At 64.5% G+C, this 26,197-nt stretch carries 17 protein-coding genes; 5 read left to right on the top strand and 12 right to left on the bottom strand.

The annotated features are described in order from the left end of the window. The first annotated feature begins 12 nt into the window (after nucleotides 1-12). Both K9B33_RS00485 and K9B33_RS00480 read left to right on the top strand, forming a co-directional pair. Entirely contained in the window at nucleotides 13-1,500 is a 1,488-nt protein-coding gene (locus K9B33_RS00485; RefSeq protein WP_224545853.1) for an aldehyde dehydrogenase family protein, read from the top strand. Nucleotides 1,501-1,510: 10 nt separating this feature from the next. Then, entirely contained in the window at nucleotides 1,511-1,732 is a 222-nt protein-coding gene (locus tag K9B33_RS00480) for a hypothetical protein (protein WP_224545851.1), read from the top strand. Between the two features lie 16 nt (nucleotides 1,733-1,748). On the opposite strand, the gene K9B33_RS00475 is transcribed toward K9B33_RS00480, so the two are convergent. After that, nucleotides 1,749-2,981 (bottom strand): LysR family transcriptional regulator, encoded by a 1,233-nt coding sequence (locus K9B33_RS00475; protein ID WP_224545849.1) that lies wholly within the window; start codon nucleotides 2,979-2,981, stop codon nucleotides 1,749-1,751. A 207-nt stretch (nucleotides 2,982-3,188) separates the two neighbouring features. Between K9B33_RS00475 and K9B33_RS00470 the strand changes: the two genes are divergently transcribed. Further along, the gene (locus tag K9B33_RS00470) at nucleotides 3,189-4,328 is read left to right on the top strand and encodes an acyl-CoA dehydrogenase family protein (RefSeq protein ID WP_224545848.1); all 1,140 of its coding nucleotides are present in this window, start codon (nucleotides 3,189-3,191) and stop codon (nucleotides 4,326-4,328) included. Between the two features lie 124 nt (nucleotides 4,329-4,452). Next, nucleotides 4,453-4,812 carry a YciI family protein gene (locus K9B33_RS00465; protein WP_224545846.1) on the top strand — a complete coding sequence of 120 codons (360 nt, stop codon included), beginning with the start codon at nucleotides 4,453-4,455 and terminating at the stop codon, nucleotides 4,810-4,812. A gap of 27 nt (nucleotides 4,813-4,839) precedes the next feature. On the opposite strand, the gene K9B33_RS00460 is transcribed toward K9B33_RS00465, so the two are convergent. The 3 genes from K9B33_RS00460 to putA all read right to left on the bottom strand — a co-directional run bounded on the left by K9B33_RS00460 (nucleotide 4,840) and on the right by putA (nucleotide 10,583). Next, nucleotides 4,840-6,027, bottom strand: coding sequence for a CaiB/BaiF CoA transferase family protein (locus K9B33_RS00460; RefSeq protein WP_224545844.1), 1,188 nt, complete (start codon nucleotides 6,025-6,027; stop codon nucleotides 4,840-4,842). Nucleotides 6,028-6,161: 134 nt separating this feature from the next. Beyond that, on the bottom strand, nucleotides 6,162-6,896 hold the full coding sequence (locus K9B33_RS00455) for a FadR/GntR family transcriptional regulator (RefSeq protein ID WP_224545842.1): 735 nt from the start codon (nucleotides 6,894-6,896) through the stop codon (nucleotides 6,162-6,164). A gap of 84 nt (nucleotides 6,897-6,980) precedes the next feature. After that, nucleotides 6,981-10,583, bottom strand: coding sequence for a trifunctional transcriptional regulator/proline dehydrogenase/L-glutamate gamma-semialdehyde dehydrogenase (putA, locus tag K9B33_RS00450; RefSeq protein WP_224545840.1), 3,603 nt, complete (start codon nucleotides 10,581-10,583; stop codon nucleotides 6,981-6,983). 99 nt (nucleotides 10,584-10,682) lie between these two features. On the opposite strand from putA, the gene K9B33_RS00445 reads away from it, so the two are divergent. After that, nucleotides 10,683-11,174 (top strand): Lrp/AsnC family transcriptional regulator, encoded by a 492-nt coding sequence (locus tag K9B33_RS00445; protein WP_224545838.1) that lies wholly within the window; start codon nucleotides 10,683-10,685, stop codon nucleotides 11,172-11,174. Here the strand turns inward: K9B33_RS00445 and K9B33_RS00440 are convergent. The 8 genes from K9B33_RS00440 to K9B33_RS00405 form a co-directional block, all read right to left on the bottom strand. Further along, entirely contained in the window at nucleotides 11,158-12,387 is a 1,230-nt protein-coding gene (locus tag K9B33_RS00440) for an SGNH/GDSL hydrolase family protein (protein ID WP_224545836.1), read from the bottom strand. The two genes, K9B33_RS00445 and K9B33_RS00440, sit on opposite strands and share 17 nt — an antisense overlap. Before the next feature lie 404 nt (nucleotides 12,388-12,791). Next, nucleotides 12,792-15,656 (bottom strand): TonB-dependent receptor, encoded by a 2,865-nt coding sequence (locus K9B33_RS00435; protein ID WP_224545834.1) that lies wholly within the window; start codon nucleotides 15,654-15,656, stop codon nucleotides 12,792-12,794. A gap of 146 nt (nucleotides 15,657-15,802) precedes the next feature. Beyond that, nucleotides 15,803-17,269: a mannitol dehydrogenase family protein gene (locus tag K9B33_RS00430; RefSeq protein WP_224545833.1), complete on the bottom strand. Its 1,467-nt coding sequence runs from the start codon at nucleotides 17,267-17,269 to the stop codon at nucleotides 15,803-15,805. Then, on the bottom strand, nucleotides 17,266-18,681 hold the full coding sequence (gene uxaC / locus K9B33_RS00425; RefSeq protein ID WP_224545832.1) for a glucuronate isomerase: 1,416 nt from the start codon (nucleotides 18,679-18,681) through the stop codon (nucleotides 17,266-17,268). Before uxaC ends, K9B33_RS00430 begins: the two co-directional genes overlap by 4 nt. Continuing rightward, entirely contained in the window at nucleotides 18,678-19,979 is a 1,302-nt protein-coding gene (locus K9B33_RS00420) for an MFS transporter (RefSeq protein ID WP_224545831.1), read from the bottom strand. The genes uxaC and K9B33_RS00420 overlap by 4 nt, the downstream gene beginning before the upstream one ends. A 145-nt stretch (nucleotides 19,980-20,124) precedes the next feature. Continuing rightward, a complete protein-coding gene (gene manD / locus K9B33_RS00415; protein ID WP_224545830.1) occupies nucleotides 20,125-21,336 on the bottom strand; it encodes a D-mannonate dehydratase ManD in 1,212 nt (403 codons plus the stop codon). A gap of 14 nt (nucleotides 21,337-21,350) precedes the next feature. Continuing rightward, a complete protein-coding gene (locus K9B33_RS00410) occupies nucleotides 21,351-23,720 on the bottom strand; it encodes a glycoside hydrolase family 3 N-terminal domain-containing protein (protein WP_224545829.1) in 2,370 nt (789 codons plus the stop codon). Continuing rightward, nucleotides 23,717-26,092 carry a glycoside hydrolase family 3 N-terminal domain-containing protein gene (locus K9B33_RS00405; RefSeq protein WP_224545828.1) on the bottom strand — a complete coding sequence of 792 codons (2,376 nt, stop codon included), beginning with the start codon at nucleotides 26,090-26,092 and terminating at the stop codon, nucleotides 23,717-23,719. Before K9B33_RS00405 ends, K9B33_RS00410 begins: the two co-directional genes overlap by 4 nt. Nucleotides 26,093-26,197: the final 105 nt, after the last annotated feature.

Raw genomic sequence — 26,197 nt, 5'->3', positions numbered from 1 at the left:
GAGAGACTAGCCATGACCCTGATGACCATTCCCCCCCGCCCCGCTCTGCTCGACACGCTTGAACAGGACATGCTGATCGGCGGCCAGCGCGTCCCGGCCCTGTCGGGCAAGCGCTTCGAAACCCGCAACCCCGCCACCGGCGAGCTGCTCGCCACGATCGCGCAGGGCGGCGCCGAAGATGTGGACCGCGCGGTCAAGGCCGCCCGCGCCGCGTTCGAAGGGCCATGGCGCCGCATGAAGCCGGTCGAGCGCCAGCGCATCATGCTGCGCCTCGCCGATCTGGTCGAAGCGCATTATGAAGAGCTGGCGATGCTCGACACGCTCGACCTCGGCGCGCCCTACAGCCGCACCATCATGGGCAAGGCCCGCGCCGGCGCGCTGCTGCGCTATTATGCGGGCCAGGCGATGCTCATCACTGGCGACACGATCGACAATAATGCCCCCGGCGATGTCCTGTCCCACACGCTCAAGGAACCGATCGGCGTGGTTGCGGCGATCAATCCCTGGAACGGCCCGATCGGCATGTCGGTGTGGAAGGCCGGCCCGGTCCTCGCCACGGGCTGCACCCTGGTCATGAAGCCCGCCGAACAGACGCCCCTGTCCGCACTCCGTTTCGGCGAGCTTTGCCTGGAAGCCGGCGTGCCCGAAGGCGTCATCAACGTCGTCACCGGGCTGGGCGACGCGGGCGCGGCGCTCTCCAGCCACCCGGACGTCGACAAGATCGCCTTCACCGGCTCCACAGGCGTCGGCGAGAAAATCCTCCACGCCGCCGCCCCGACGATGAAGCGCGTCACCGTCGAACTGGGCGGCAAATCGCCCAACATCGTCTTCGCCGACGCCGATCTCGACAAGGCGGTCCCCGCCGCCGCCATGGCGGTCTTCGCCAATGCCGGCCAGATTTGCAGCGCGGGCACCCGCCTATTCGTGCAAAGCCCGATCCATGACGAATTCATGGAGCGCCTCGCCGCCTTCACCAGGACGATCAAGGTCGGCGATCCGCTTGACCCTACCACCCAGATGGGACCGGTCGTCTCCGCGCCCCAGATGGACAAGATCCTCGCCTTCATCGACGGCGCCAGCACGGAGGGCGCCCGCCCCCTGACCGGCGGCGGCCGCATGAGCGGCGCGGACTATGACGCGGGCTATTTCATCGAGCCCACCATCTTCACCCATGTCGCCGACGACATGACGATCGCGCGCGAGGAGATTTTCGGCCCCGTCCTCTCCGCCTTCACCTTCGACACGGTGGAAGAGGTGCTGGCCCGCGCCAACGCCACCGAATTCGGTCTCGGCAGCGGCGTGTGGACCCGCGACCTCGGCACCGCCCATCGCATGGCGCGTGGCATCCGCGCGGGATCGGTCTGGGTCAATTGCTACCAGATGCTCGACCCCGCCGTCCCCTTTGGCGGCTACAAGATGAGCGGCTTCGGCCGGGAATCCGGGCCTCACCATATCGAGGATTATCTGGAGACCAAGGCGGTCTGGATCAACCTGGACTAGGGCGCGCACCGTGCAGCAGAACAGCAATAGCAATGGGGTGCATCTGGGGGAGGACATGATCCTCCAGATGCAGAGGCTGGCCACCGGCCGCACCGACGAAGCGCTCAACGCCCGCTTCGGCATCAGCTACAACACATGGCGCAAATTGCTCGCCGGACAGCCGATCCGGCCTTCGCTCGCCGATCGGCTCAAGGGCCGGATCGCCGCGCTTCAGGCCACCGACCCGCAATAACCGTCAGGCGACGGCGTCATACCCAGCCCGATTCTCGCAAATCGGGCGGCGCGCCTTCGACCCGTTCACCCCTGGCGGCCTCGCTCAGCATTTCCAGAAACCGCCGCTGCGTCGCGGTCGGCCGCCAGCTCCGGCGCGTCGTAATCCCCACTACGCGCTTGCTGCCCTCGAGCGGCGGACCGATCTGGGTCAGCAACCCGCTGCGGATCTGCAACGCGACCTGATCGGGCGACAACAGGGTCAGGAAATCCCCCTCCGTCAGCAAGCGTCCGATAATCATCACCGACCCGCATTCGATCGGGGTAGCGGGCGCTGTCCCCTCACCGAACAATTTCTCCCACTGTTCGCGTAGCGGCGAATTGGCCGGCGCCACGATCCAGGGATAGCGCGCCAATTGCGCCATCGTCGGCTTCGCTACCGCGGCGAGCGGATGCTGGCTCCCCGCCGCAATCACCAGCCGATCCTCCGACAACGGCAATTGATACAGATCGGCGATCTCATAGGGCCGCAGCGCTCCGACGATCATGTCGATCACGCCATCGCGTAACGGCTCGACCAGTTCGCGCCAGCTCCCCTCCAGCACCTTGAACGCCGCACGCGGATCGCTCCGCGCCATCCGCGCCATCGCTGCCGGCACCAGATAGGGCCGCGCCAATGGCAGCGCGCCAAAGGAAATCACCTCGCTGCCGCTGCCGCTGTCCAGCCCCATGTCGGCCAGCGCCGCGACGATCTCCGCCACCGCCAGCCTGGTGCCGCGCGCCAGACGCTTGCCCGCCGGATTGAGCCACACTGCCCGCCCGCGCCGCTCGACCAGCTTGCCGCCGATCATCTGCTCCAGATCGCCGACTGCGCGATGCACCGCCGTCTGCGACAGGCTGCTGCCATGCGCCGCCGCGGCGAAACTCCCCGCTTCCGCCAGCGCCAGAAAGGCACGCAGTTGCGTCATCGTCATCAGTCGTTCGGGATATTGGAATACGCCCGACAACCCCTTGGCCGCCTGCGACAGATGATCCAGCGCCGCACGCGCACGCTCGATCACGATCTCGCCCATCGGCGTAGGGACCATGCCCCCCGATCTTCGCTCGAAAAACGTATAGCCAAACTGCCGCTCCAGCTTCGCCAGCCCCTGGGTCAGCGCTGGTTGCGACAGGCTCACAACATCGGCCGCAGCAGTGATGCTGCCATGTTCGCGGATCGCCAGCAGCGCGCGCAGGTGGCGCAGATTGAGGTCGAACGGATCGGTCGCCATGCCGGTTACTCTTGTTACCCTGCGCCCACGCGCTTTTGCGTCATCGGACGGTGCCTCCGTCCCTAGAGAATAACGTCCCCGAAGGACAGGTATCCCCGCCCGATAGCGCATAAAATTTAATGGACTGACCATTGTCATAATGGTAGGACCATTAATGAACAACGCGGTCATCCGCGCATCAGAGTCGAACCATAAGGAGGCTGCCCCGTGGACTTTGAACTGCCAGACGACATCAAGGAATTTTGTGACGTCACCCGCGACATCGTGCGCGACCTGCTGCCGCACGAAATCGAATTTCAGGAAACCGGCGTGGTTCCGCCGATCGTGCGCCAGACGTTGGTCGACAATGGCTATTTCGGCATGGCGCTGCCCGAACAATATGGCGGCCTGGGGCTGGGCGCTCTCGCGCAAGCCGCGGTACAGATCGAGCTTGCCCGCCTCCCCCCCCAATTCTGGACCGAATTGCGCCCGCTAATGGGGCCGGGCGCCAAGAACATCATGTATCATGCGTCCGAAGCCCAGCGCGAGGCGCTGCTACCCGGCATGGCGACCGGCGAAATCCCGATCGCCTTCGCGCTCACCGAACCCAATAGCGGCTCCGATCCGGGCTCCATGCGCACCACCGCGGTTCGCAACGCCGACGGCTGGGTCATCAATGGCAGCAAGACGTTCATCTCGAACGGCAAGAAGGCCAAATATGTCATCGTCTACGCCTATACCGACAAATCGGCGGGCGCGCGCGGCGGCATCTCCGCCTTCCTGATGCCGGCCGATACGCCTGGTTTCAGCGTCACCGGCACGATCGAACTGATGGGCACGGCAACGCCGGGCGTCTTCGAACTCAGCTTCGACGAATGCCAGGTCGGTCCTGACGCGCTGATCGGCGAACTGGGCCGCGGCTTCCATTATGCGCTCGAAGGACTGAACGAGGGCCGCATGAATGTCGGCGCGACCGCGGTCGGCATGGGCGAATATGCGCTGGAACTGGCGATCGAGGAATCCAAGCAGCGCCCCGCCTTCGGCGGCGTCATCTCCGACTTCCAGGCGATCCGCCACTATATCGCGACGATGGCGACCGACATGCGCGCCGCCCGCCTGATCCTGCTCGACGCCTGCTGGCGCTATGACCAGGGCGAAAAGCGCCGCGACCTCGCCTCTATGGCCAAGCTCTTCGCCACCGAAGCGGGCAGCCGCACGGTCGACACAGCGGTCCAGATCTTCGGCGGCACCGGCTATTGCCGCGGGTTCGCGGTCGAGCGCCTCTATCGCGACATTCGCATCACGCGGATTTATGAAGGCTCGTCGGAAATCCAGAAGAACACGATCGCGCGCGAATTGCTGCGATGAAGGGAGACGGGCGGGGTGCGTGCAGGCCTCCCGCCCTTTTCCTGTCACCAAAATTCATTTGCGCAGGGACGGTAATTCCCGAACACTCCCGCCATCGTTCCAACGCCCGGCAAGGAGACAGGCGATGCGCGTGATGGTGCTGGTGAAGGCGACCGAGGACAGCGAGAAAGGCTATCGGCCCTCGCCGGAAACGGACGCGATGATGGCCGCGATGGGCCGCTTTAACGATGAATTGCGCGACGCTGGCATCCTGGTGATGGCCGATGGCCTCACCCCCTCTTCACAAGGCAAGCGCGTCGCCTTCGATGGCGCCGAACGCACCGTCATTAACGGCCCATTCTCCCAACCACGCGAATTGGTCGCGGGTTTCTGGCTCTGGGACGTGAAAGATATGGATGAAGCCGTCGCCTGGGTGAAGCGCTGCCCCAATCCCATGCCGGGGCCGAGCGAAATCGAAATCCGACCCTTCCACGAACTGGAATAGCGCACCACGCCGTGGCGTTTCCTTTTGTTACAGCAGGTCGCCCCGCGCGCGTAGCGCTGCCACCGCGCTTTCGTCCACGCCCAGCTTTGTGAGGATATCCGCGCCCTCCTCACCCAGCTGCGCGACATGGTTGCGCGCCTCGACCCGCGATCCGCTCATGCGGAACGGGGGGTTGGGTACCTTGAAGCTGCCGGCCCCATCGCTGATCTGCGCAAAGGCGCCGCGCGACGCCAGTTGCGGATCGTCCAGCAATTCGTCGATCTCGCGATACCGCCCGCAGGGCACGCCATGGCGCGACAGAATCGCCTCGGCCTCCTCCGCGCTGCGCTCCAGCGTCCATTCTTCGGTCAGCGCCAGCAGCGTCGCCCAATTGGCGTTGCGATCGGCATTGGTCAGGAAGCGCGGATCGTCGCGCCATTCTGGATGACCGACCGCGTCTGTCAATTGCTCGAAATTGCGGGGACTGGTCGGCGCGACCATGATGAAGCCATCATTGGTCTTGAGCGGGGTGTAGAGCGGCCGCCGGGCGTCGCCGGGGAATTGCGCCTCCTGCGTCTCGAACACCAGCATCCCCACCATCGCCTCCAGCATGGACAGGTCGATATGCTGGCCCGCGCCCGTCTTTTCGCGCTGATACAGCGCCGCCTGGATCGCGCCGAAGGCATGGGTGCCGCCCAGCACGTCGGCGATGAAGACGCCGCTGGTCGCGGGCCGGTCCGCGCCGTCCTGATAGCGGAGATTGACCATGTCGAACCCGCTGGCCGCATGGATCACCGGCGCATAGGCCGGGGACAGCGCCTTCGGCCCGGTCTGGCCATAGCCGGAGATCGAACAATAGATGAGCCGCGGATTGGCCTCGCGAAGCGCGGCGAAATCCAGCCCGAATCGCGCCATGACGCCGGGCCGGAAATTCTCGACCAGCACATCGCAGGTCGCGACCAGTTGCTTGATAAGGGCGATGATCTCAGGCGATTTGAGGTTGCAGGCGATGCTCTGCTTGCCCGCATTGAGATTGCCGAAATAGGCGCTGAAACCATCTCTTTTGGGCGGCCGCGCGCGCACCTGGTCGCCCTCCAGCGACTCCACCTTGATGACGTCGGCCCCGAGGTCGGCGAGCATCCGGGTCGCGAACGGTCCGGCCATGACGCTGGTGAAATCCAGCACCCGCACGCCGTTCAGCGCGCCTACCGTCGCCGCCTTGCTCTCTTCCGCCATATCCTCACCCGCCTGTCGAACCAAATATCTAATGGTCCTACCTATTGCATGGCGGTCATGGGGCGTCAATCGCGTACAACTGTCCAACTCGTTGTTTCAAACGCCCCTGTCAGACGCCCGGTCAGGCGCAAAGGTCAGCCCTTGGCCGCCGCCTTGCTGTTCTTGCGGACATGGCGATGCACTCGCTCCAGATGCTTGCGCATCTCCGCCACCGCCGCCTCGCTGTCCTTCGCCCGCAATTGCCGCACCAGCCGGAAACGGGATTCGATCAGCGACTGCTGCAATGTCTCATAATCCGGCCCCTGCACGAATTCATGCAGGATCGCCGACAGGGAATCGACGAAGATGCCGAAGATGCGGTTCTTGGTCGCCCGCGCCAGCACGCCATAATATTCCGCCGCGCACTGGTATCGCGCCTCGACGCTCGTCTCCCGCTTGGTCCGCTCGGCGATCGCCTCCAGATCGGCGAGATCCGTCTCGGTCGCCCGTTCGCAGGCCAGTCGCACGATGATGTCCTGCAACGCCAACCGCGCCTCGGTCAGTTCATTCAGCGAGATATCGCCCAGATGCACATAATCCTGCATCGCCTGCACGATCCGGTCGGGCTCGGCGGTCTGCACGAATGCGCCGCCCTTCGCCCCCTTCACATTGCGGATGATTCCGGCGACCTCCAGACTGCGCAACGCCTCACGCAGCGCGCTGCGGCTCACCTGGAACTCGACCGCCAGTTCGCGCTCGGCCGGCAGCTTGTCTCCGGCCTTGAGCGTGCCCGCCGCCAGTTGCGCGCGGATCTGCTCGCAGATGATCTCGAACGCCCGCCGCGTCTTGATGGGCGCGAAGCTGGGCTTTGCAGAAGAGATAGATGCCATGGGGTGCGCTCCGGAACAGACCGACAAATCTATAGCCGCCGCCACCAAAGGTGCAATGGCCAGACCGAAAAGACGCGCGACGTATCAGCCGATCATCATCAGGCTGGCATTGCCCCCCGCCGCCGTCGTGTTGATGGAGGTCGACTGCTCCTCCAGCAGCCGGTCGAGGCAATAGCCATGGCCATGATCGTCGGCATGGACCGACACGATCGGGCCGGGCAGATCGGCGACGCACTGGGCGGTAGCGGCGACCTTGGCGGCGTCCCCTTCCACCAGCGCGGCCGCATAATGGCCGGTGGCGTCGGTGCTGAAGCAGGCGGCGACATCGGCGGGCATTCCCTGCGGAATCGTCATCCCCTGCACCACCCCATGATTGCCGGTGGCCAGCACGGCGGCCATCTGGCGGAACAGCCCCTGCCGCGTCGCCGGGCGCAACAGGATGCGGCCGCGCGGATGCAGGGCGTAGATGTTACGTTCGCCCACCGGCCCCGGCAACGCCTGTTCGACGCCCAGCGCGGACGCATCGCCGGCGCGGCGCGCCTGAAGCGCTGCCTTCTCCTCGCACTGCTGCTCAAGCCAGTCGGCGAAGGCGTGGAGCGGCGATCGCAAATGGCTGACCCGCGCCGCGAACACCGGCGGCGTCGTGACCAGTCGCCCCAGATAAAGCGGCCCGCCAGCCTTGGGACCGGTGCCCGACAGCCCGCAACCGCCAAAGGGCTGCACGCCCACGATCGCACCGATGACGTTGCGGTTCACGTAGATATTGCCGACCTTCACCCGCGCCGTGATCCGCGCTACCGTCTCGTCCAACCGGGTATGCAGGCCGAAGGTCAGGCCGTAGCCGGTGGCGTTGATCTGGTCGACCAGCGCGTCCAGCCGGTCGCGCCGGAACCGCAGGACGTGCAGAACGGGGCCGAAGACTTCGCGGTTGAGATCGGGGATGGACTCTATCTCGATAATCGTCGGCGGAACGAAGGTGCCGTGCGTGGCTTCGGGTGGCAGCGGACTATGTTCGACCTTGCGGCCCAGCGCCTGCATCGCGTCGATATGGGCGTTGATGCCGTCGCGCGCCTCCGCGCTGATGACCGGGCCGATGTCGACCTTCAGCGCGTCGGTGCGACCTATCCGCAATTCGGCGAGCGCTCCCTTGAGCATCGTCAACGTCCGGTCGGCGACGTCTTCCTGCAGGCACAGGATACGCAACGCCGAACAGCGCTGGCCCGCGCTGTCGAAGGCGGAGGCGATGACATCGGCCACCACCTGTTCGGCGAGCGCCGAAGAATCCACGATCATCGCATTCTGGCCGCCGGTCTCTGCAATGAGCGGGATGGGCTTGCCATCCGCGGACAGGCGCGTGGAAAGCTGGCGCTGGATGAGGCGGGCGACCTCGGTCGATCCGGTGAACATGACCGCGGCAGTTTCAGGTGCCGCGACCAGCGCCGCGCCGATGCGGCCGTCGCCGGGCAGCAGTTGCAGCGCATCGGCAGGGACGCCCGCCTCATGCAGCAGGCGGACCGCTTCGGCCGCAATCAGCGGGGTTTCCTCGGCCGGCTTGGCCAGCACCGGATTGCCCGCGACCAGAGCCGCGGCGACTTGGCCCGTGAAGATGGCCAGCGGGAAGTTCCACGGGCTGATGCAGGTGACCGGCCCCAAGGCGGCCTGCGCCGGACCGAAGGTCGTGCGCGCCTGCGCGGCATAATAGCGAAGAAAGTCGATCGCTTCGCGCACTTCGGCGATGGCGTTGGGCAGCGACTTGCCGGCTTCGCGCACGATCAGGCCCAGCAGGATCGGCATCCGCGCCTGCATCGCGTCGGCGGCGCGGTCCAGCGCCGCGGCGCGATCGGCGACCGGGCTATCGGGCCAGCGCGACGCGGCTGCGCGGATGGCGGCGGCGCGGGCCTCGTCCAGCGATGCTTCGGTGACGCGCCCCACCACATCGCGATGATCGGCCGGATTGAACACCGTGCGCGAAAGACCGGACGCACCTTCAGCCATGGCTGTCCAGCCGATCGCCGCACTATGACGCAGCGCCTCCCCCAGGCTGGCGAGCGTCGCCTCATTGCTGAGGTCGAGCCCATCCGAATTGCGGCGATCGGGATAGAGATCGGCCGGCAGCGCGATCTGGTCGTGGTGATGGCCCGGATGCGCCATCGCGCGCACGACATCGGCCGGATCGGCGATCATTTCCTCGATCGAGACATTGGGATCGGCGATGCGATTGACGAAGCTGCTGTTCGCGCCGTTTTCCAGCAGACGGCGGACGAGATAAGCGAGCAACGTCTCATGCGTGCCCACCGGCGCATAGATGCGGCAGGGGCGGTTCAGTTTTCCGGCGCCGACCACCTGTTCGTAGAGCGGTTCGCCCATGCCGTGAAGGCACTGGAACTCATATTGGCCGATCGCAAAGTCCGGCCCCGCCAGTTGATAGATGGTCGCGAGCGTCTGGGCATTATGGGTCGCGAATTGGGGGAAGACCGCATCGGGCGCGGCCAGCAGCTTCTGCGCGCAGGCGACATAGGCGACATCGGTATGGACCTTGCGGGTATAGACCGGAAAGTCGGGCAGACCGTCGACCTGCGCCCGCTTGATCTCCGCATCCCAATAGGCGCCCTTGACCAGCCGCACCATGATCCGGCGGTCGGCCCGACGGGCCAGATCGACGATCCAGTCGATGACGAACGGGCAGCGTTTGCCATAGCCCTGCACCACGAAGCCAAGCCCGTTCCAGCCGGCCAGGTCCGGGTCGATCGCCAGGCTTTCCAGCAGGTCGAGCGACAGTTCGAGCCGATCGGCCTCCTCCGCGTCGATGTTGAGGCCGATGTCGTAGCTCTTCGACAGCAGCGCCAGCTTCTTCACCGCCGGCAGCAATTCGCCCATCACGCGATCGGCCTGCGCCCGGACATAGCGCGGGTGCAAGGCCGACAGTTTGATCGATATGCCGGGGCCGGCATAGATTCCGCGCCCGGCCGACGCCTTGCCGATGGCGTGGATCGCCTGTTCATAATCGGCATAGTAACGTCTGGCGTCGGCGACGGTCGTGGCAGCCTCACCCAGCATGTCGTAGCTATAGGCGAAGCCCTTCACCTCCAGTTCCTTCGCCCGCTTGAGCGCTTCCTTGATCGTCTCGCCGGTGACGAACTGTTCGCCCATCATCCGCATCGCCAGATCCACGCCGCGGCGGATGACCGGCTCGCCGGCGCGGGCGACAAGGCGGGTCAGCGCCGCGCCGAGACCACGGTCATCGACGCTGCCCACCAGCTTGCCGGTGACGACCAGGCCCCAGGTGGCGGCGTTGACGAACAGCGACTTGTCGCCGCCCAGATGCGCGCCCCAGTCGCCATCGGCGATCTTGTCGCGGATCAGCGCATCGCGGGTGGCGGTGTCGGGAATACGGAGCAGCGCTTCGGCCAGGCACATCAGCGCCACGCCTTCCTGGCTGGACAGCGCATATTCCTGCACCAGCCCTTCGACGCCGGTGCCTTTGTGGTTGGCGCGCAGCGCGGTGACGAGAGTGCGGGCGGTATTTGCGATGGCCGCGCGCATGTCGTCGGGCAATGTCGCCGATGCGATCAGCGGCGCCAGCGCTTCCGCCTCGTCGCGGCGGTAGGCGGCGGTGATAGCCTGCCGCAGCGGGGTGGGCTGGCGGATGGCGGGGGCGAAAGCGGCGAAGGGGCTCTGGTCGGTCATGAGACTGAGAATAACCCAAGTCGAATTTTCGTTCCGCCTTATCAACGGCCCTCCAGAAGCCGGAGTGACTTATTAAAGTGGCTTTGTTAGGCAGATGTTATGGAGAATATACCCAAAGCGGTCGATCTGGACGATTTCGACCGGCGGATCATCGCCGCCCTGGTCGAAGATGGGCGGATGACCGTCACCGATCTTGCCGCGCAGGTCGGCCTGTCCAAGACGCCGTGCCAGGTACGGCTGAAACGTTTGCAGGAAGCGGGCGTCATCCGCGGCTTTCGGGCGATCGTCGATCCGGCGAAACTGGGCATGGACCATATCGCCTTTACCGAGGTGAAGCTGTCCGACACACGGGAAGCGGCGCTGCGCGAATTCAACGCGGCGGTGCGGCGCATCCCGGAGGTCGAGGAATGCCATATGCTGGCGAGCAATTTCGACTATCTGCTCAAGGTGCGCACCGCGGACATCCGGCGATACCGCATGGTGCTGGGCGAAAAGATCAGCGCCCTGCCCCATGTCGCCAGCACTTCGACCTTCGTCGCGATGGAGACGGTGCTGGAGGCGGGGCACAAGCGGATCAGTCGAAAAGGCTGAGCGGGATCGCCTCCCCCATCGCCCTGTACCCCTTGGGCGAGGGATGGAGCGCGTCGCCGTCGTCAAAGGCGGGCAGTAACTGGTCGGGATGCGCAGGGTCGCGGATGACGCGATCGAAATCGATCATCGCATCGAAATTGCCCGGTTGCCTGATCCAGGCGTTCACCGCCTGCCGATCCGCCTCATTCTGCGCATCGGCATGATAATAGGCGTTGCCGACGAAGGGCATGATTGTTGCCCCGATCACCTTCACGCCCTTGGAATGGGCGCGGGCGACGATCTGGCGATAGGCGCCGATGATGCGGGCGACATGGGCCCGGTGCGCGTCGACGCTCACCGGCGCATCGCGGGTCAGCGTGCCGAGATCGTTGATCCCCTCCAGCAGGATCAGATGGGTGACGCCGGGCTGGGCCAGCACGTCGCGGTCCAGCCGGGCCAACGCATTGGGGCCAAGGCCGTCATGCAACAGGCGGTTGCCGCCTATCCCCTGATTGACGACGGCGATGGCTCGGCGCTTCCGGTCGGCCTGCAGCCGTTCCGCCAGCCGATCGGTCCAGCGATCGTTGCCGTTGGTGGTGGAACCCTTGCCATCGGTGATCGAGTCGCCCAGCGCGACGATCAGCTTGGCGGGCGCACAGCGTTCGACCTCCAGCGCGGCCAGATTGAACCAGTGATCGAAGCTGGCTGCACCGGCCATGGCTGCATCAGTGAGGTGGTCACCGGGCAGATGCCATGACGTCGCGCGTGATCCGGGATGCGATGTCTGTTCCGGCTCGCCGACATAGCGGATCGATATGGCGATGGTATCCAGCGCCTTTGTCGGCAACGACACCGGGTCGGACAGATAGTCCGCGCCGGCCGGAATGACGATGTCGGGTTGCCCATCGAAGCGGAGCGCCATCAGCGTGCGGGGTTCGATTGCGGCAGAGGCGGGCCCCCGCGCGCGGGCGATGCTGGCGCCGGCCAGCACAAGCGGCCGGGTTCCGGCAAGGTTGGAGAGGCGCACGCGCACGCGGTCGCCGGATAGGGAAGGGCGGACGATCTGGCGCAAAGTCCGGTCCGCCAGCGTGCCGACGGGCAGCGCCGCGTCGCCGGTCGGCCGGAACTGAGAGGAGGCCCAGCCCGCCACCCATGTCGGGGCGCAGATTTTCGCATCGACGGGAGCGGCTGCGAACAGGGCGGGAAGCAGACAGGACCAGAAACGGAGGGACATTTGATCAACTTCCTTTCGATCATGGTCCCCTGCCGGGCGGACCGCGATAATGGCATGGTTCTTCGGGTCGGCGCCGAAGTTCACACCGTTGTCGGGCTTTTCAGCCCGATTGCGCCTGCAAAGCCACCCCGAAGCGCCCGATAGGTCACGCCAAAGTAACGCCGAAGCCACCGGAAATTTGTCCCGTCCGTAACGGAGGACAGAGCGCCGACCGCGACGGCAAGGGAAGACGGATCGAACGGCCCATCACCTTGGTAGATCAAAGAAAATGCTACATTGAAAGGGCAAAGCCGAAATGGCCGGACCTTTCGTTCGCCGATCCGATGTCGATCGGCCGTGTCAGAACAGCGGAAGAAAAAGGGCCGGCGTTGCCGCCGACCCTGCGAGGTGTCCTTGGGGGAGGATCAGAAATTCGCGCGGATGCCGGCCAGGACCGAACGGCCGGGATAGTAAACGGAGTAGGCCGCATTATCATATTCGAAGGTCGTACGGATCGGCTCGTCGGTGATGTTGAGCACATCGACCGTCAGGCGCAGCGCCTTGTTGAAGAAGGGCAGCTGATAGCCGGCCGACATATCGAGCTGGCCACGCGCATCATTGCGCAGCGATGCGTTGCTGATGCCGTTTTGCGGCTTGTTCACGGCGATCGACTTGTCGTTCCAGACATAGTTGACGCTGATCGACAGACCGTCATTTTCGTAGAAGCCCTGAAGGTTATACGAATATTTCGATACGCCGGTCGCGACCAGACCGGACGAAGACGATTGTTTGAGATAGGTGCCGTTGGCGGAGAAGCCGAGGCCCTTCACCAGGAAGTCGAGCGGCTGCACCCAGGTCGCTTCCAGGCCCTTGATCTTCAGGTCGGACAGGTTGACCGGGCGATTGACGGTAATCGGCAGGTCGCTGACGGCAACGCCGGTGGCAGCGGCGCGATCGGTCAGCGCATTCTGCTGGGTCGACAGCAGGCTGCTGAACGGAATATTGAGCGATCCGAACGTGACTTGGTTGGAGGTGGTGACGGTAAAGCCCTGAATATTCTTCATGAAGGCCGACACGCCGATATAGCCGATGCCGCCGGTATAGAATTCGCCGCCGAGATCATAATTGTCCGACGTGTAGGGCTGCAGTTCCGGATTACCCGCCGTCGCCAGCAGCGCCGACGGGTCGGAGAATGTGACGCCCGGCAGGATCTGCCCCGCATCCGGACGAGTCATCGTCCGCGAAGCCGATGCACGCAGCTTCAGATTGGCCGCGACATCGTAGGTGAGGTTGATCGACGGCAGGAAATTTTCATATTTCGACCGCGACGTGATGTCGATGATCGCGGTGCCGACCTGGCTGGGGCCGACCACCTCCTGATCGGTATGGGCATAGCGCATGCCTGCATTGATGTGCAGATCACGGTCGGCAATGGTCGTGACCCCATTCAGTTCGAAATAGGCCCCAATGACCTTTTCGTCCATGTCGCCGGTCGCACCGCCCGTGACGGCGCCGCGTGTTTCAGGTGCGCTATCGCGATAGCTGGCATAGTTGGTCGCCTGCATGATCGCATTGAAATCAGGCACGATGAAGCCGGCAGTAGACGAACTATTGAGATATTGCGCGATCTGGCTGGTCGTGATCGATCCCGTGGCGCCGGTACAGCCCGTGCCACAGACCGATAGTTGATAAGCCGTGCTATTGTCATAGGCGCGGATCGAACGGGTCGCCTGGTCGAACGCTGCGCCGACCTTTACGTTGAACATGTCATCGCCATAGGCGACGTCGAGATGCGCGCCCTTCGTTTCGGTCTTGCGGCGGACCAGTGCGATATTCTGGCGATACCATTGCCAGCTGCCATTGTTCGGATCGTTCAGGTCGAGATTGCTGGTGATCGACGGGTAATCGCCGCCGTTATTGTCATAATAGACATCGACACCGGAGTTTGGCGTGGTCTGGAAGGCCCAGGTCGGCTGCTCGCGGAAGAAACTGCTCTTCGAATAGTTGGCGGACAGGTCGATCTTCAGGTCTTCGGTCGGCTGCCAGGTCACGCTGGGGTTGATGTTCCAGAATTTCGTGGTCTGCTTGAACAGGCTGGCTTCCAGGAAGAAGGACGAGTTGGCGAAGGTGCCGCTGGTCACGACTCCGTTGTCGTCCACCGTCAGATCGATCGGGATCATGCCGCCGGTCGATTGCGCCGTGCTGCCCGGCCCCGAATTGCGGACCTGCCAGTTCATATTGACCTTGCTGTAGTCGCGCTTCGACTTGGCCCACAAACCGTCGATCGCGAAATGCAGTTCGTCGCTGGGGCGCCATTCGAGCGAGGCCAGCGCCGAAATGCGAGACCGCGTGCCGTCGGTCAGGCTCTGGCGACCCAGACGCGGTATCAGCGCGGTGCTGAGCTGATCGCGGGTCAGGCCCGACGTAGCGACCACATCGACCGGCTGGCCGGCGACCAGGCCATGGCCGGCATTGGCCGGCACGACAGACGCCCAGGAGAAATTGTTGCCGCCCGCATCGCCAGCGCCAAGATTGCCATCGGTCCAGCCGACCGATTCAAAGCCCTTGACCCGGGTCTTCGTCTTGACCCCCGCGACGCCAACCAGAATGCCGAACGTGTCGGTGGTGTGGCTGGCGACGATCGCACCGCGCGGGCTGAGACGATCATTGCTGTCGGTATATTGGCCCTGCGCCACCACGGTGATGTGGGTGCCCGGCTTGTCGAAGGGACGCGCGTTGCGCAGGTTGACGGTGCCGGCGATGCCGCCTTCCAGCGTCGAGGGCGACGGGCTCTTGGCGAGGTCGAGGCGGGTGAAGAGTTCGGAGGGGAAGAAGTCCAGGTCGACTTCGCGGTTGGCGCTGCCGCCATTCGTGCCGCCATCGGACGCGACCTGAATCTGCGAGCCATTCAGCAGAACGCGGGTGAAGCTGGGGCCAAGGCCGCGGATCGCCACTTGGGTGCCTTCGCCGTTGGTGTCACGGTTCAGGCGCACGCCGGGCATGCGGTTGAGCGTTTCGGCCAGGTTGGTGGCGGGCAGCTTGCCGATATCCTCGGCGAAGATCGAGTCACCGAAGGCGACGGCGTCCTTCTTGGCGTTGGTAGCGCTCTGCAGCGACCCGCGAATACCGGTGACGACGATGTCGGCGACATCATCATGCGGCGCTGTCGTGGCGGCCGGATCGGCCTGCGGCGCGGCATCCTGCGCCAGCGCGGCTTGCGCCAGGCTCAGCGAACCGACCGCTGAAGCCGCGAACAGGGCGATGCGAAACATATGGGTGCGTGAAGACATGAACAAACCCCTCTCCTGAGCGCAGCCCCCGACTCTCCGGTGGGCTTAAACTGGTAGCGCTATCACTAATGCTTCAATAAAGCGGCCGTCGACTTTGTCAAGACGCTGAAAGACGCTGGGTGGTAACGATATAGGTCGCTATGTCATCACCCGCAAAATGCCGCCAAGGCGCCGCGCGCGCCCTGCGTTTCCAGCAGGACGAGCCAGCGGGTCAGGACCGCGCGCAGACGATCGTCCGTGGCGAGCGCAGGCGCAATCACCGCGTCGCAAGCGAGAATGGCGGCGATGCGTTCCTGCGCGGTCTGCGCCCCGGCCAGCGCGGCGGCGATGGGCGCCGCAAGCGGATCATCCACCTGATGGGTGATACCCCTGTCATCGCACCCCGCCTGCCAGCGAATCCAGGCTGCGACGGCGAGCGACAGGGCGTCGATCCCCTGCCCTGCCTTGAGCCGCGCGGCGATGGGCGCCAGCAGGCGCTGGGGCAGCTTTTGCGATCCGTCCATGGCGATCTGGCGCGTGCGGTGGCGCAGCGTCGGATTGTCGAAGCGCGCCATCAGCTCGCGGCGATAGGCTGCGACGTCCAGCTCGGCCGGCGGCGACAGCGTCGTTTCCGCCTCGTCCCAGAGCCTTTCCACGAAATGGCGGGCTTCGGGCAGGGCCAGCACCTCATGGACATGGTCGATACCGGCCAGACCGCCCAGATAGGCGATGCCGCTATGCGCGCCGTTCAACAGGCGCAGCTTCGCCTCTTCCCATGGCGCAACGGCTGCGGTCAATTGGACCCCTGCCCCGAAATCCGGGCGCAGACTGCAGAAACGATCCTCGATCACCCATTGCAGGAAGGGTTCGGTCTTGACCATCGCCCGGTCTTCGACGCCGAGCCGTTCGGTCAGCATGGCGATGTCTTCGGGCGTGGTCGCCGGCACGATGCGATCGACCATGGTTTCAGGGAAAGCGCCATGCTCTGCGATCCAGTCGGCCAGACCGGCGTCGTGCCGCCGTGCCAGTTCCAGCACGGCATTGCGCAGGCGCGCGCCATTATGCGGGAGGTTGTCGCAGCTGATCGCGGTGAAGGGCGCAAGGCCGGCGGCGCGGCGCAAGGCCAACGCGGCGACCAGATAGCCGGGCGCGGTCTGCGGACTATCGAGCGAGATGAGGTCGGCGGCGAGTTGCGGATCGTCCGCGATCAGGGCGCCGGTCGACGGATCGAGCTTATAGCCCTTTTCCGTGATGGTGAGCGTGACGATATGCGTATCGGGCGACGCCAGCGCCGCGAGCAGCGCCTGCGGCTCTTCCGGCGCGACGATGACATGCCGGACCGCGCCGATCAGGCGCGCTCGTTCCGTCGCGCCATCGCGTACAAGCATGGTGTAGAGGCCATCCTGTGGCTGCATCTGGTCGCGCACGCCGGGTGACCGCAGCGAAGCGGCGATGACGCCCCAACGCAGGTCGCCGGCATTGAGGGCATCGTCGAAGACCACCGCCTGGTGGGCACGATGGAAGGCACCGATGCCGATATGGACGACGCCGCAGGTCACGGCGGCGCGGTCATAGGCCGGCGGGGTGATGTCGGCGGGCAGTTGCGCGAGGGTGGTGATGGACAGGCGGCTCATAGCTTGTATGCCGCCTTGGCAAGGTCATAGGCCAGCGCACGCGCCAATTCGAACGCCTCATCCTCCTCCAGCCGATGTTCGGCGACCAACTGGGCGAGCCAGGCGCAATCCATGCGACGGGCGACGTCATGACGAGCCGGGATCGACAGGAAGGCGCGCGTGTCGTCGTTGAAGCCGACCGTATTGTAGAAGCCTGCCGTTTCCGTCATCCGCTCGCGGAAACGGCGCATCCCTTCCGGGCTGTCATGGAACCACCAGGGCGGCCCCAGCCTGAGCGCTGGATAGTGGCCGGCCAGCGGCGCCAGCTCGCGCGCATAGACATCCTCGTCCAGGGTGAAGAGGATCAGCGTCAGGCGCGGATCATTGCCATAAACGTCGAGCAGCGGCTTCAACGCCTGCACGAATTCGCCTGCGGTGGGGATGTCCCCACCCTTATCCTTGCCGAAACGCGCCAGCACGGCGGCATTGTGGCTGCGATGGACGCCGGGATGCAACTGCATCACCATGCCGTCGTCGATCGACATCCGCGCCATTTCGGTCAGCATATGGCCGCGGAACAGCTCCGCGTCCCGCGCGGTGACCGGGCCGGTCATGACCCTGGCGTACAGAGACTCGATCTCTTCGCGCGGCAGGTTGGCGGTGAAGGCGGACGGATGGCCATGGTCGGTCGATGTCGCGCCCGCCGCGCGGAAATCAGCGCGGCGCTTTTCATGCGCGCGCAGATAGCCGGCAAAACTGTCCACATCCTCGCCCGCCATGGCGCAGAAGCGCCGGACGTTGGCGATGAAGCGCGGATCGTCAGGGTCGAGCACCGGGTCGGGGCGATAGGCGGTGATGACCTTGCCATCCCAGCCGGACGCCCGGATCGCGCGATGATGGTCGAGCGGATCGAGCGGCCCTTCGGTCGTGGCGATCACTTCGATATTATAGCGTTCGAACAAGGCGCGCGGGCGGAAGGCATCGGTCTTCAGCGCGGCGTCGATGATGTCGTAATAATGATCGGCGGTGTCCGCGTTCAACTGCACGTCGATGCCGAAGGCTTCGGCGAAGACCCAGTCCATCCACATGCGCGTGGGCGTGCCCCGGAACAGATGATAACGCTCGGCAAAGAGGCGCCAGATGGCGCGCGGATCGCTGGCCGTGGCGCTGCCGTCCACGGTCGGGATGCCCAGATCCTCCAGCTTGACGCCCTGGCTCATCAACATGCGGAAAGCATAATGGTCCGGCACGATCAGCAATTCCGCCGGATTGGCGAACGGCTCGTCATAGGCGAACCAGCGCGGATCGGTATGGCCGTGCGGCGACACGATCGGCAGATCCTTCACGCTCGCATAGAGGCGGCGGGCGATGTCGCGGGTCGCGGGATCGGACGGGAAAAGGCGATCGGGATGAAGGCTGAGCGTCTTGGTCATGCGGGATTTCCGGGAACAGAGGCGACCACCGGCTGATAGCGGGGCAGCAGGAAGTGGATGACCGCCAGCGCGATCAGATAAGCGACGGAGGCGACCGCAAAGATCGGGCCGAAGCTACCGATCCTCTCCAGGATCACGCCGGCGAACTTGGCCATCAACATGCCGCCGACCGCACCCGACAGGCCGCCCAGGCCGACGACCGACCCGGCCATCCAGCGGGGAAACACGTCACCGGGCAGCGCGTAGAGATTGGCGGAAAAGCCCTGATGCCCGGCGCAGGCGAGGCCGATCAGGCCAACGGCGATCCACATGGACGGCGCGCTGGCGGCGAAGGCGATCGGCACGGCGCAGAGCGCGGCCAGGAACATGGCGCTCTTGCGCGAGCGGTTGAGGCTCCAGCCCCGCCCCATGAAGCGCGAGGAAGCCCAGCCGCCCGCGACCGACCCGACATCCGCCATCAGATAGACAGCGATCAGCGGTGGCCCGAAATCGAGCATCTTCACGCCATATTGCTTGTTGAAGAAATCGGGCAGCCAGAAGAGGAAAGTCCACCAGACTGGATCGATCAGGAAGCGACCCGACATATAGGCCCAGGTCTGGCGATGGCGGAACAGGGTCGACCATTTGACTGGGCGCTTTTCTTCAACCGGATCGGTTTCGATCCAGGCCAGCTCCTGCGGACTGAGGCTCTTCTTTTCGCGCGGGCGGCGATAGAAGCTCAGCCATGCCGCGAGCCACAGGACCGTCAGCAGGCCGGTCAGGATGAAGGCCCAGCGCCAGCCCAGCGTCACCGCGATGATCGGGACGAACAACGGCGTCAGGATCGCCCCGACATTGGACCCGGCATTGAAGATGCCGATGGCCAGCGCCCGTTCCTTCTTGGGGAACCATTCATTGGTCGCGGCGATGGCGGCGGGGAATGTTCCCGCCTCCCCGATCGCGAGCGGGATGCGGGCGATCAGCATTCCCGCCGTCGAGGTGAAAAAGATATGCGCGACATGGCCGATCGTCCACAGCGACACGGCCAGCGCATAGCCTGCCCGCGCGCCGATCCTGTCGATCAGGCGACCGAAAAAGACATAGGCGATGCCGTAGCCCGCCTGGAACCAGATGGCCAGATCGGCATAGCCGCTCTCGCTCCAGCCATAACGGGCCTGAAGATCGGGCTTGAGCGTCGGCAGGACGAGCCGGTCGATATAGCTGAGCACAACAGCCGCGAAGAGCAGGCCGCAGACGATCCAGCGGACTTTGCCTGACGGCTTGGGTGGGCCGGAGGGTTTGGGAATGGCAGTGCTCATCGGCTCATCCTCTCGCCTGACACTACCCACATCCGTTCGTGCTGAGCCTGTCGAAGGGCGCGCACGCGTGCTTCGACAGGCTCAGCACGAACGGAAGTAAGTGGCGTGAAAGTCCGAGGCTGAAAAGATGAGCCGATCATGTCGATCACCAGTTGAACATGGTGCCGTCTTCCAGCCGGTTCACCGGCAGGAAGGCGCGATTATATTCATATTTGGCGGCCAGGTCCTCGTCGATGTCGACGCCCAGACCCGGCGCCTCGCCCGGATGCATCGCGCCGTCCGCAAAGCTGTAGGCATGGGGGAATACGGCATCGGTTTCGGGCGTATGGCGCATATATTCCTGCACGCCGAAGTTGGGAACGCTGAGGTCGAAATGCAGCGCCGCAGCCATGCAGACCGGCGACAGGTCGGTCGCGCCATGGCAGCCGGTGCGGACCTGATAAAGATCGGCCAGATTGGCGATCTTGCGCAGGTGGCTGATGCCGCCTGCATGGACCACGGTGGCGCGGATATAATCGATAAGCTGGTTTTCGATCAGTTCGCGGCAATCATGGATCGAGTTGAAGATTTCGCCCACGGCCAGAGGCGTCGTGGTGTGCTGGCGGATCAGCTTGAAGGCTTCCTGATTTTCCGCCGGGGTCGCGTCTTCCAGCCAGAAGGGGCGATATTGCTCCAGATCCTTGCCAAGGCGACCGGCTTCGATCGGGGTCAGGCGGTGATGGATGTCGTGGAGCAGGTGGACGTCCCAGCCCAGCGCTTCACGCGCCGCTTTAAACAGTTCTGGAACAATGCGGAGATACTTGCTGGTATTCCACACATTTTCGGTCGGTAAGTCGGCGTCTGCCGGTTCGTAGAAATATTTGTCCTTCGACACGCCATAGGTGGACGCCATGCCCGGCACGCCGCACTGGATGCGGATCGCCTTGTACCCCTGCGCCTGATATTCCAACGCGGTCTTGACCGTATCCTCGATCGTGGTGCCATTGGCATGGCCATAGACCATGACGCTTTCGCGGCTGGCGCCGCCCAGCAGTTGATAGACCGGCAGGCCCGCGATCTTGCCCTTGATATCCCAGAGCGCGGTATCGACGGCGGCGATGACCGACATGGTGACGGGACCGCGACGCCAATAGGCACCCTTGTACAGATACTGCCAGATATCCTCGATCCGGTGCGCGTCACGACCGATCAGGCAAGGGATGACATGGTCCTGAAGATAGGAAGCAACCGAAAGTTCACGGCCATTCAGCGTCGCGTCGCCGAGGCCGTAGACGCCTTCGTCCGTAATGATCTTCAGCGTGACGAAGTTGCGGCCGGGGCAGGTGACGATGACCTTGGCATCAATTATCTTAGGCATTTGAGCGGTCCTGTTCAGATGATTTCGAGCGTGATGGTCTGGAGATTCTGGCTGTCGGGTCCGACCATGATGTCGAAGAGGCCGGGTTCGACGACCTCCTCCATGTCGAGATTCCATAAGCTGAAGGCGTCGGGGCCAAGCGGAATGCGCACGGTCGTCGTTTCGCCGGGCGCAAGAGTGACGCGCTCGAAGCCCTTCAATTCTTTGATCGGGCGAGTGACACTGGCAACCTGATCATGGACGTAGAGCTGGACGACCTCGTCCCCTGTCCTGTCTCCCATATTGCGCACATCGACTTCGACCGTGACGCTGCCCCCCACACCGATGCGCGGTGAAGAAAGTCGTGGTTTTCCAAACTCGAACTTCGTGTAGCTAAGGCCATATCCGAATGGGAAGAGCGGGCTGATATCCTCGAACACATAGCCACGCCGGGCGCTGGGCTTGCGGTTGTAGAAGATCGGGATTTGCCCCGCGTCGCGCGCAACGGTGACAGGCAGCTTCGCCCCTGGGTTGACGTCGCCGAACAGGATATCCGCCATGGCGGTGCCGCCCTCCTGCCCCGGATACCAGCATTCCAGCAGCGCATTGGCCCCGTCTACCACGGTCGGATAGCTGGGCGGACGGCCATTGATCGCGCAGACCACGACGGGCTTGCCGGTCGCCTTGATCGCCGCGAACAATTCATTCTGTTCGCCGACCAGGTCGAGGCTGGTGCGATCGCCCAGATGGTTCCTGGCAAAGCCTTCGCGGCTGGTCTGTTCGGTGTCGCCGATGGCGAGCAGGATGATATCAGCGCCCTTAGCGACTTCGACCGCCTCTGCGATCAACTGGCGGTTCTTGGCGGGATCGGCCAGATAGACTTCATCGACCGAGCGATCCTCGCTCTGGGTGATGAAGACGCCCTGCGCATGGACGACCTCCGCCTTGCCCTTGAGCTTGGCCTTCACCCCTTCCAGCAAAGACACGTCCTGCCGGGGAATGGAAGAATAGCCGCCCAATCGCGCGATGGCGGCATTGGGGCCGATCACCGCGACCCGCTTGTGCGCGCCGGCAGCGAGCGGCAGCGTGCCGTCATTCTTGAGCAGCGCGATCGACTTGTGCGCGGCCTTGAGCGCGAGCGCGCGCGCCTCCGCATTGCCGGTCAGCGTGTCATAGTCGCGGCGCGGCCAGGGATTTTCGAACAGGCCCGCGCGGAACTTGAGCGTCAACATGCGCTTGGCTGCGATGTCGACCGCTTCGAGGGGCACTTTGCCCGCGCGGACCTGTTCCACGAGCGTCCGATAGGTCTGGCCATCGGGCAACTCGCAATCGACGCCGGCGCGGAGGGCGGCGCGGGCCGATGCCTCCGGGTCGGGCTGAACATGGTGGATGGTGTCGAGTTCGTGGACCGCGCCATAGTCGCTGACCACCGCACCGTCGAAATGCCATTCGCCGCGCAAAATGTCGCCGAGCAGCCCTTTGTTCTGGTGCGACGGGACGCCGTCGATTTCATTATATGACGGCATGACGGCAGCGATGCCGGTGCGCTTCACGACCTGACGGAAGGGCGGGAAGAAATTCTCGCGCAGTTCGCGCTGGCTGATCGGCGCTGGCGCGACATTCTCGCCACTCTGAGGCTGGCCATGACCGGTCATATGTTTGAGCGTCGCCATGACCTTGTCCGGGCCAAGCTGTTTGCTCTCGCCTTGCAGACCCAGCACCGCCGCGACGCCCATTTCGCCGCAGAGATAAGGGTCTTCGCCGAAGGTTTCCTCGATCCGGCCCCAGCGCGGATCGCGGGCGATGTCCACCACCGGCGACAGCGCCAGATGAACGCCGCGGGCGCGGACTTCGCGGGCGATGACGGACTGGACATCCTGCATCAACTGGCGGTCGAAACTGCCCGCCATGCCGATCGCCATCGGGAACATGGTCGCGTCGGTTGCCATATAGCCGTGCAGCGATTCCTCATGGAAGAGGACCGGGATGCCGAGACGCGTCTCCTTGATCGCCCATGTCTGGACGGCGGTGATGAAGGCGACGGTGTCGGCCGGGGTGCGCCAGCGGGCGCCGACGCCACCGGCCTGCTGCGACCCGTCGGGCGCACCGCGCCGATCGGACGGGCGCGTAATCTGGCCGAAGCTGTTCGGATAGGCCCTGCTCGCCTTGGTCGGCGAGAAGGTCAGGTCGTCCATGATATCCGCCTTGGTCGCCCAGAGCGCGATGATCTGGCCGACCTTCTCCTCCAGTGTCATGCGGTCCAGCAGATCCCGGACGCGCAGGTCGATGGGCGCGGAGGCATCCTTGTAGAGCGGCCCCTTCCCCTTTGCGGCCACGGCCGGGGCCGCCGCGAACAGCGAGGTCGAAGCGAGCAGGCCGAGCGCCTGGCGACGCGCGAGGCTCACGGCGTCACCGTCAGCGTCGCGGACTGGAGCGCGACCGAACTGTTGCCGATCATGATCTCGAAATCGCCCGGTTCGACGACACGCTCCATATGATCGTTCCACATCTGGAGGCTCTCGGGGCTGATGGTGAAGGTGACGGTGCGGGTTTCGCCGGGCTTCAGGGTGATGCGCTGAAAGCCCTTCAATTCCTTGATCGGGCGCGTGACGGAGCTGACCTTGTCATGGATGTAGAGCTGGACGACTTCGTCGCCCTCCCGCCCGCCGCTGTTGCGGACATCGACCGAGACAGTTGTTTTGCCGCCCGTGCCGATGCGGGCCGCGGCCAGACGCGGGGGCGACAGGTCGAATGTTGTGTAGCTGAGGCCAAAACCGAAGGGATAGAGCGGGTCGGTGGTGTCGAACAAATAGCCGCGCCGCGCCGAGGGCTTGGCATTGTAGAACATAGGCAGCTGCCCGACCGAGCGGGGTACGGTGACGGGCAGCTTCGCGCCGGGGTTCACATCGCCGAACAGCACGTCCGCGACAGCGTTGCCGCCCTGCTCACCCAGATACCAGCCTTCGAGAATAGCGTTGGCCTGCTCGCTGATCGTCACGGTGGAGGCCGGGCGACCGTTGATGAGGACGACGGTGATCGGCTTGCCCAGCGCCTCCAAGGCATCGAACAGCGCCTGCTGCTCGCCAACCAGATCGAGGCTGGGACGGTCGCCCAGATGATTATCGGCCCAGCCTTCGCGGCTCGACTGTTCGGTGTCGCCCAGCGTCAGGACGATATGGTCCACGCCTCTGGCAGCCTCGACCGCCTGCGCGATCAGCTTGCGATTCTCCGCGGGATCGGACTTTGTGACGCTGTCCTCCCACCAGTCGTCATTTTCGGTGATCTTCACGCCCTGCGCGAAGACGATGTTGGCCTTGCCACCGACCTTGGCCTTGATTCCTTCGAGGATCGAGACGCTGTGCGGCGGCTGGCCATAATAGCCGCCAAGCCGCGCCACGGCCGCGCTCGGGCCGATGACCGCGATCGTGCCTTCGGGCTTAAGCGGCAGCATGCCGTCATTCTTGAGCAGGGTGATGGAGCGTTGCGCGGCCTTGAGCGCCAGCGCGCGGGCTTCGGCGTTGTTGGTGATTTTTTCCGATGCGGCGGCATCGGCATAGGGATGCTCGAACAGCCCGGCGCGGAATTTAAGGTCCAGCATCCGGCGGACGGCCAGGTCGACCTGCGCCTCGCTCACCTTGCCTTCGCGCACGAGCTTGCCCAGCGTCGCATAGGACAGGCCATCGGGCAGGTCCGCGTCGACGCCTGCGTCGAGCGCGCGGATCGCGGCCTCCTCCAGATTGGCGGCGATGTGATGGATGCTCATCAACTGGTCGATCGCCGAATAGTCCGACACGACCGCCCCCTTGAAGCCCCATTCCTCACGCAGCACATTTTCCAGCAGCCAGCGATTGGCATGGCTGGGGACGCCGTCGATCTCGTTATAGCTGGCCATGACGGCTTCGATGCCGGTGCGCTTCACCACCTGTTCGAAGGGCGGGAAGAAATTCTCGCGCAGTTCGCGCTCCGATACCGGCGCCGGGCCGACATTGATGCCGCTTTCGGGCTGGCCATGGCCGGTCAGATGCTTGAGCGTGGCGAACACCTTGCCATCACGCAGATTGCGCTCCCGGCCGACGCCCTGAAGCCCTTCGACTGCGGCGACACCCATTTCGCTGACGAGATAGGGGTCTTCGCCATAGGTTTCCTCGATCCGGCCCCAGCGCGGGTCGCGGGCGATGTCCACCACCGGAGACAGGATCATCGGCACGCCGCGCGAGCGGATCTCCCGCGCGATCACGCTGTTGACGTCGCGCAGCATGTCCGTGTCGAAGGAGGACGCCATGGCGATCGACTGGGGGAAGCTGGTCGCGCCGACGGCCGCATAGCCATGCAGCCCCTCTTCATGAAAGAGGATCGGGATGCCCAGCCGAGTCTGCGTCGTCGCCCATTTTTGCAGGGCGTTGACGAGTGCGACCGTCTGGCGCGGATTGCGTCCTGGTGCGACCCGAGGACTAACGGCCCCCTTCGCATCGGAAGGACGGGTGAAATGGCCCAGGCCATGGGGATATTGCGCGGCCAGCTTCGCGGGATCGAGCTGGAGCCGGTCATCGAAAATCTTGACCTTGTCGAGCCAGACGGTGGTGATCTGGGCAATCTTCTCGTCCAGTGTCATGCGCGCCAGGAGATCGTCGACGCGCGCCTCGATCTGCGCGCCGGCATCCTTGTACACAGCCTTGGCCGATGCCGTTGCGGGCGCCGCATGAATAGGCGCCATCGGCAAGGCGACACTCAACGCCAGCGCCGACGCGGCACACCATATTTTGCGGTTACGGATCACGACGCCCTCTCCATTTTATTTCCCCGACAATCTTTCCGCTTGCCGTGGCTGAACTGATAGCGTTACCATTGCTTCGACAAGAGAGACTTGTCAATGCCCGATCAA

This window comes from Sphingobium sp. 3R8, assembly GCF_020166615.1.
GTDB lineage: Bacteria > Pseudomonadota > Alphaproteobacteria > Sphingomonadales > Sphingomonadaceae > Sphingobium > Sphingobium bisphenolicum.
The sequence above is the reverse complement of the archived record's forward strand: the minus strand, read 5'-3'. Positions and strand labels throughout refer to the sequence as shown.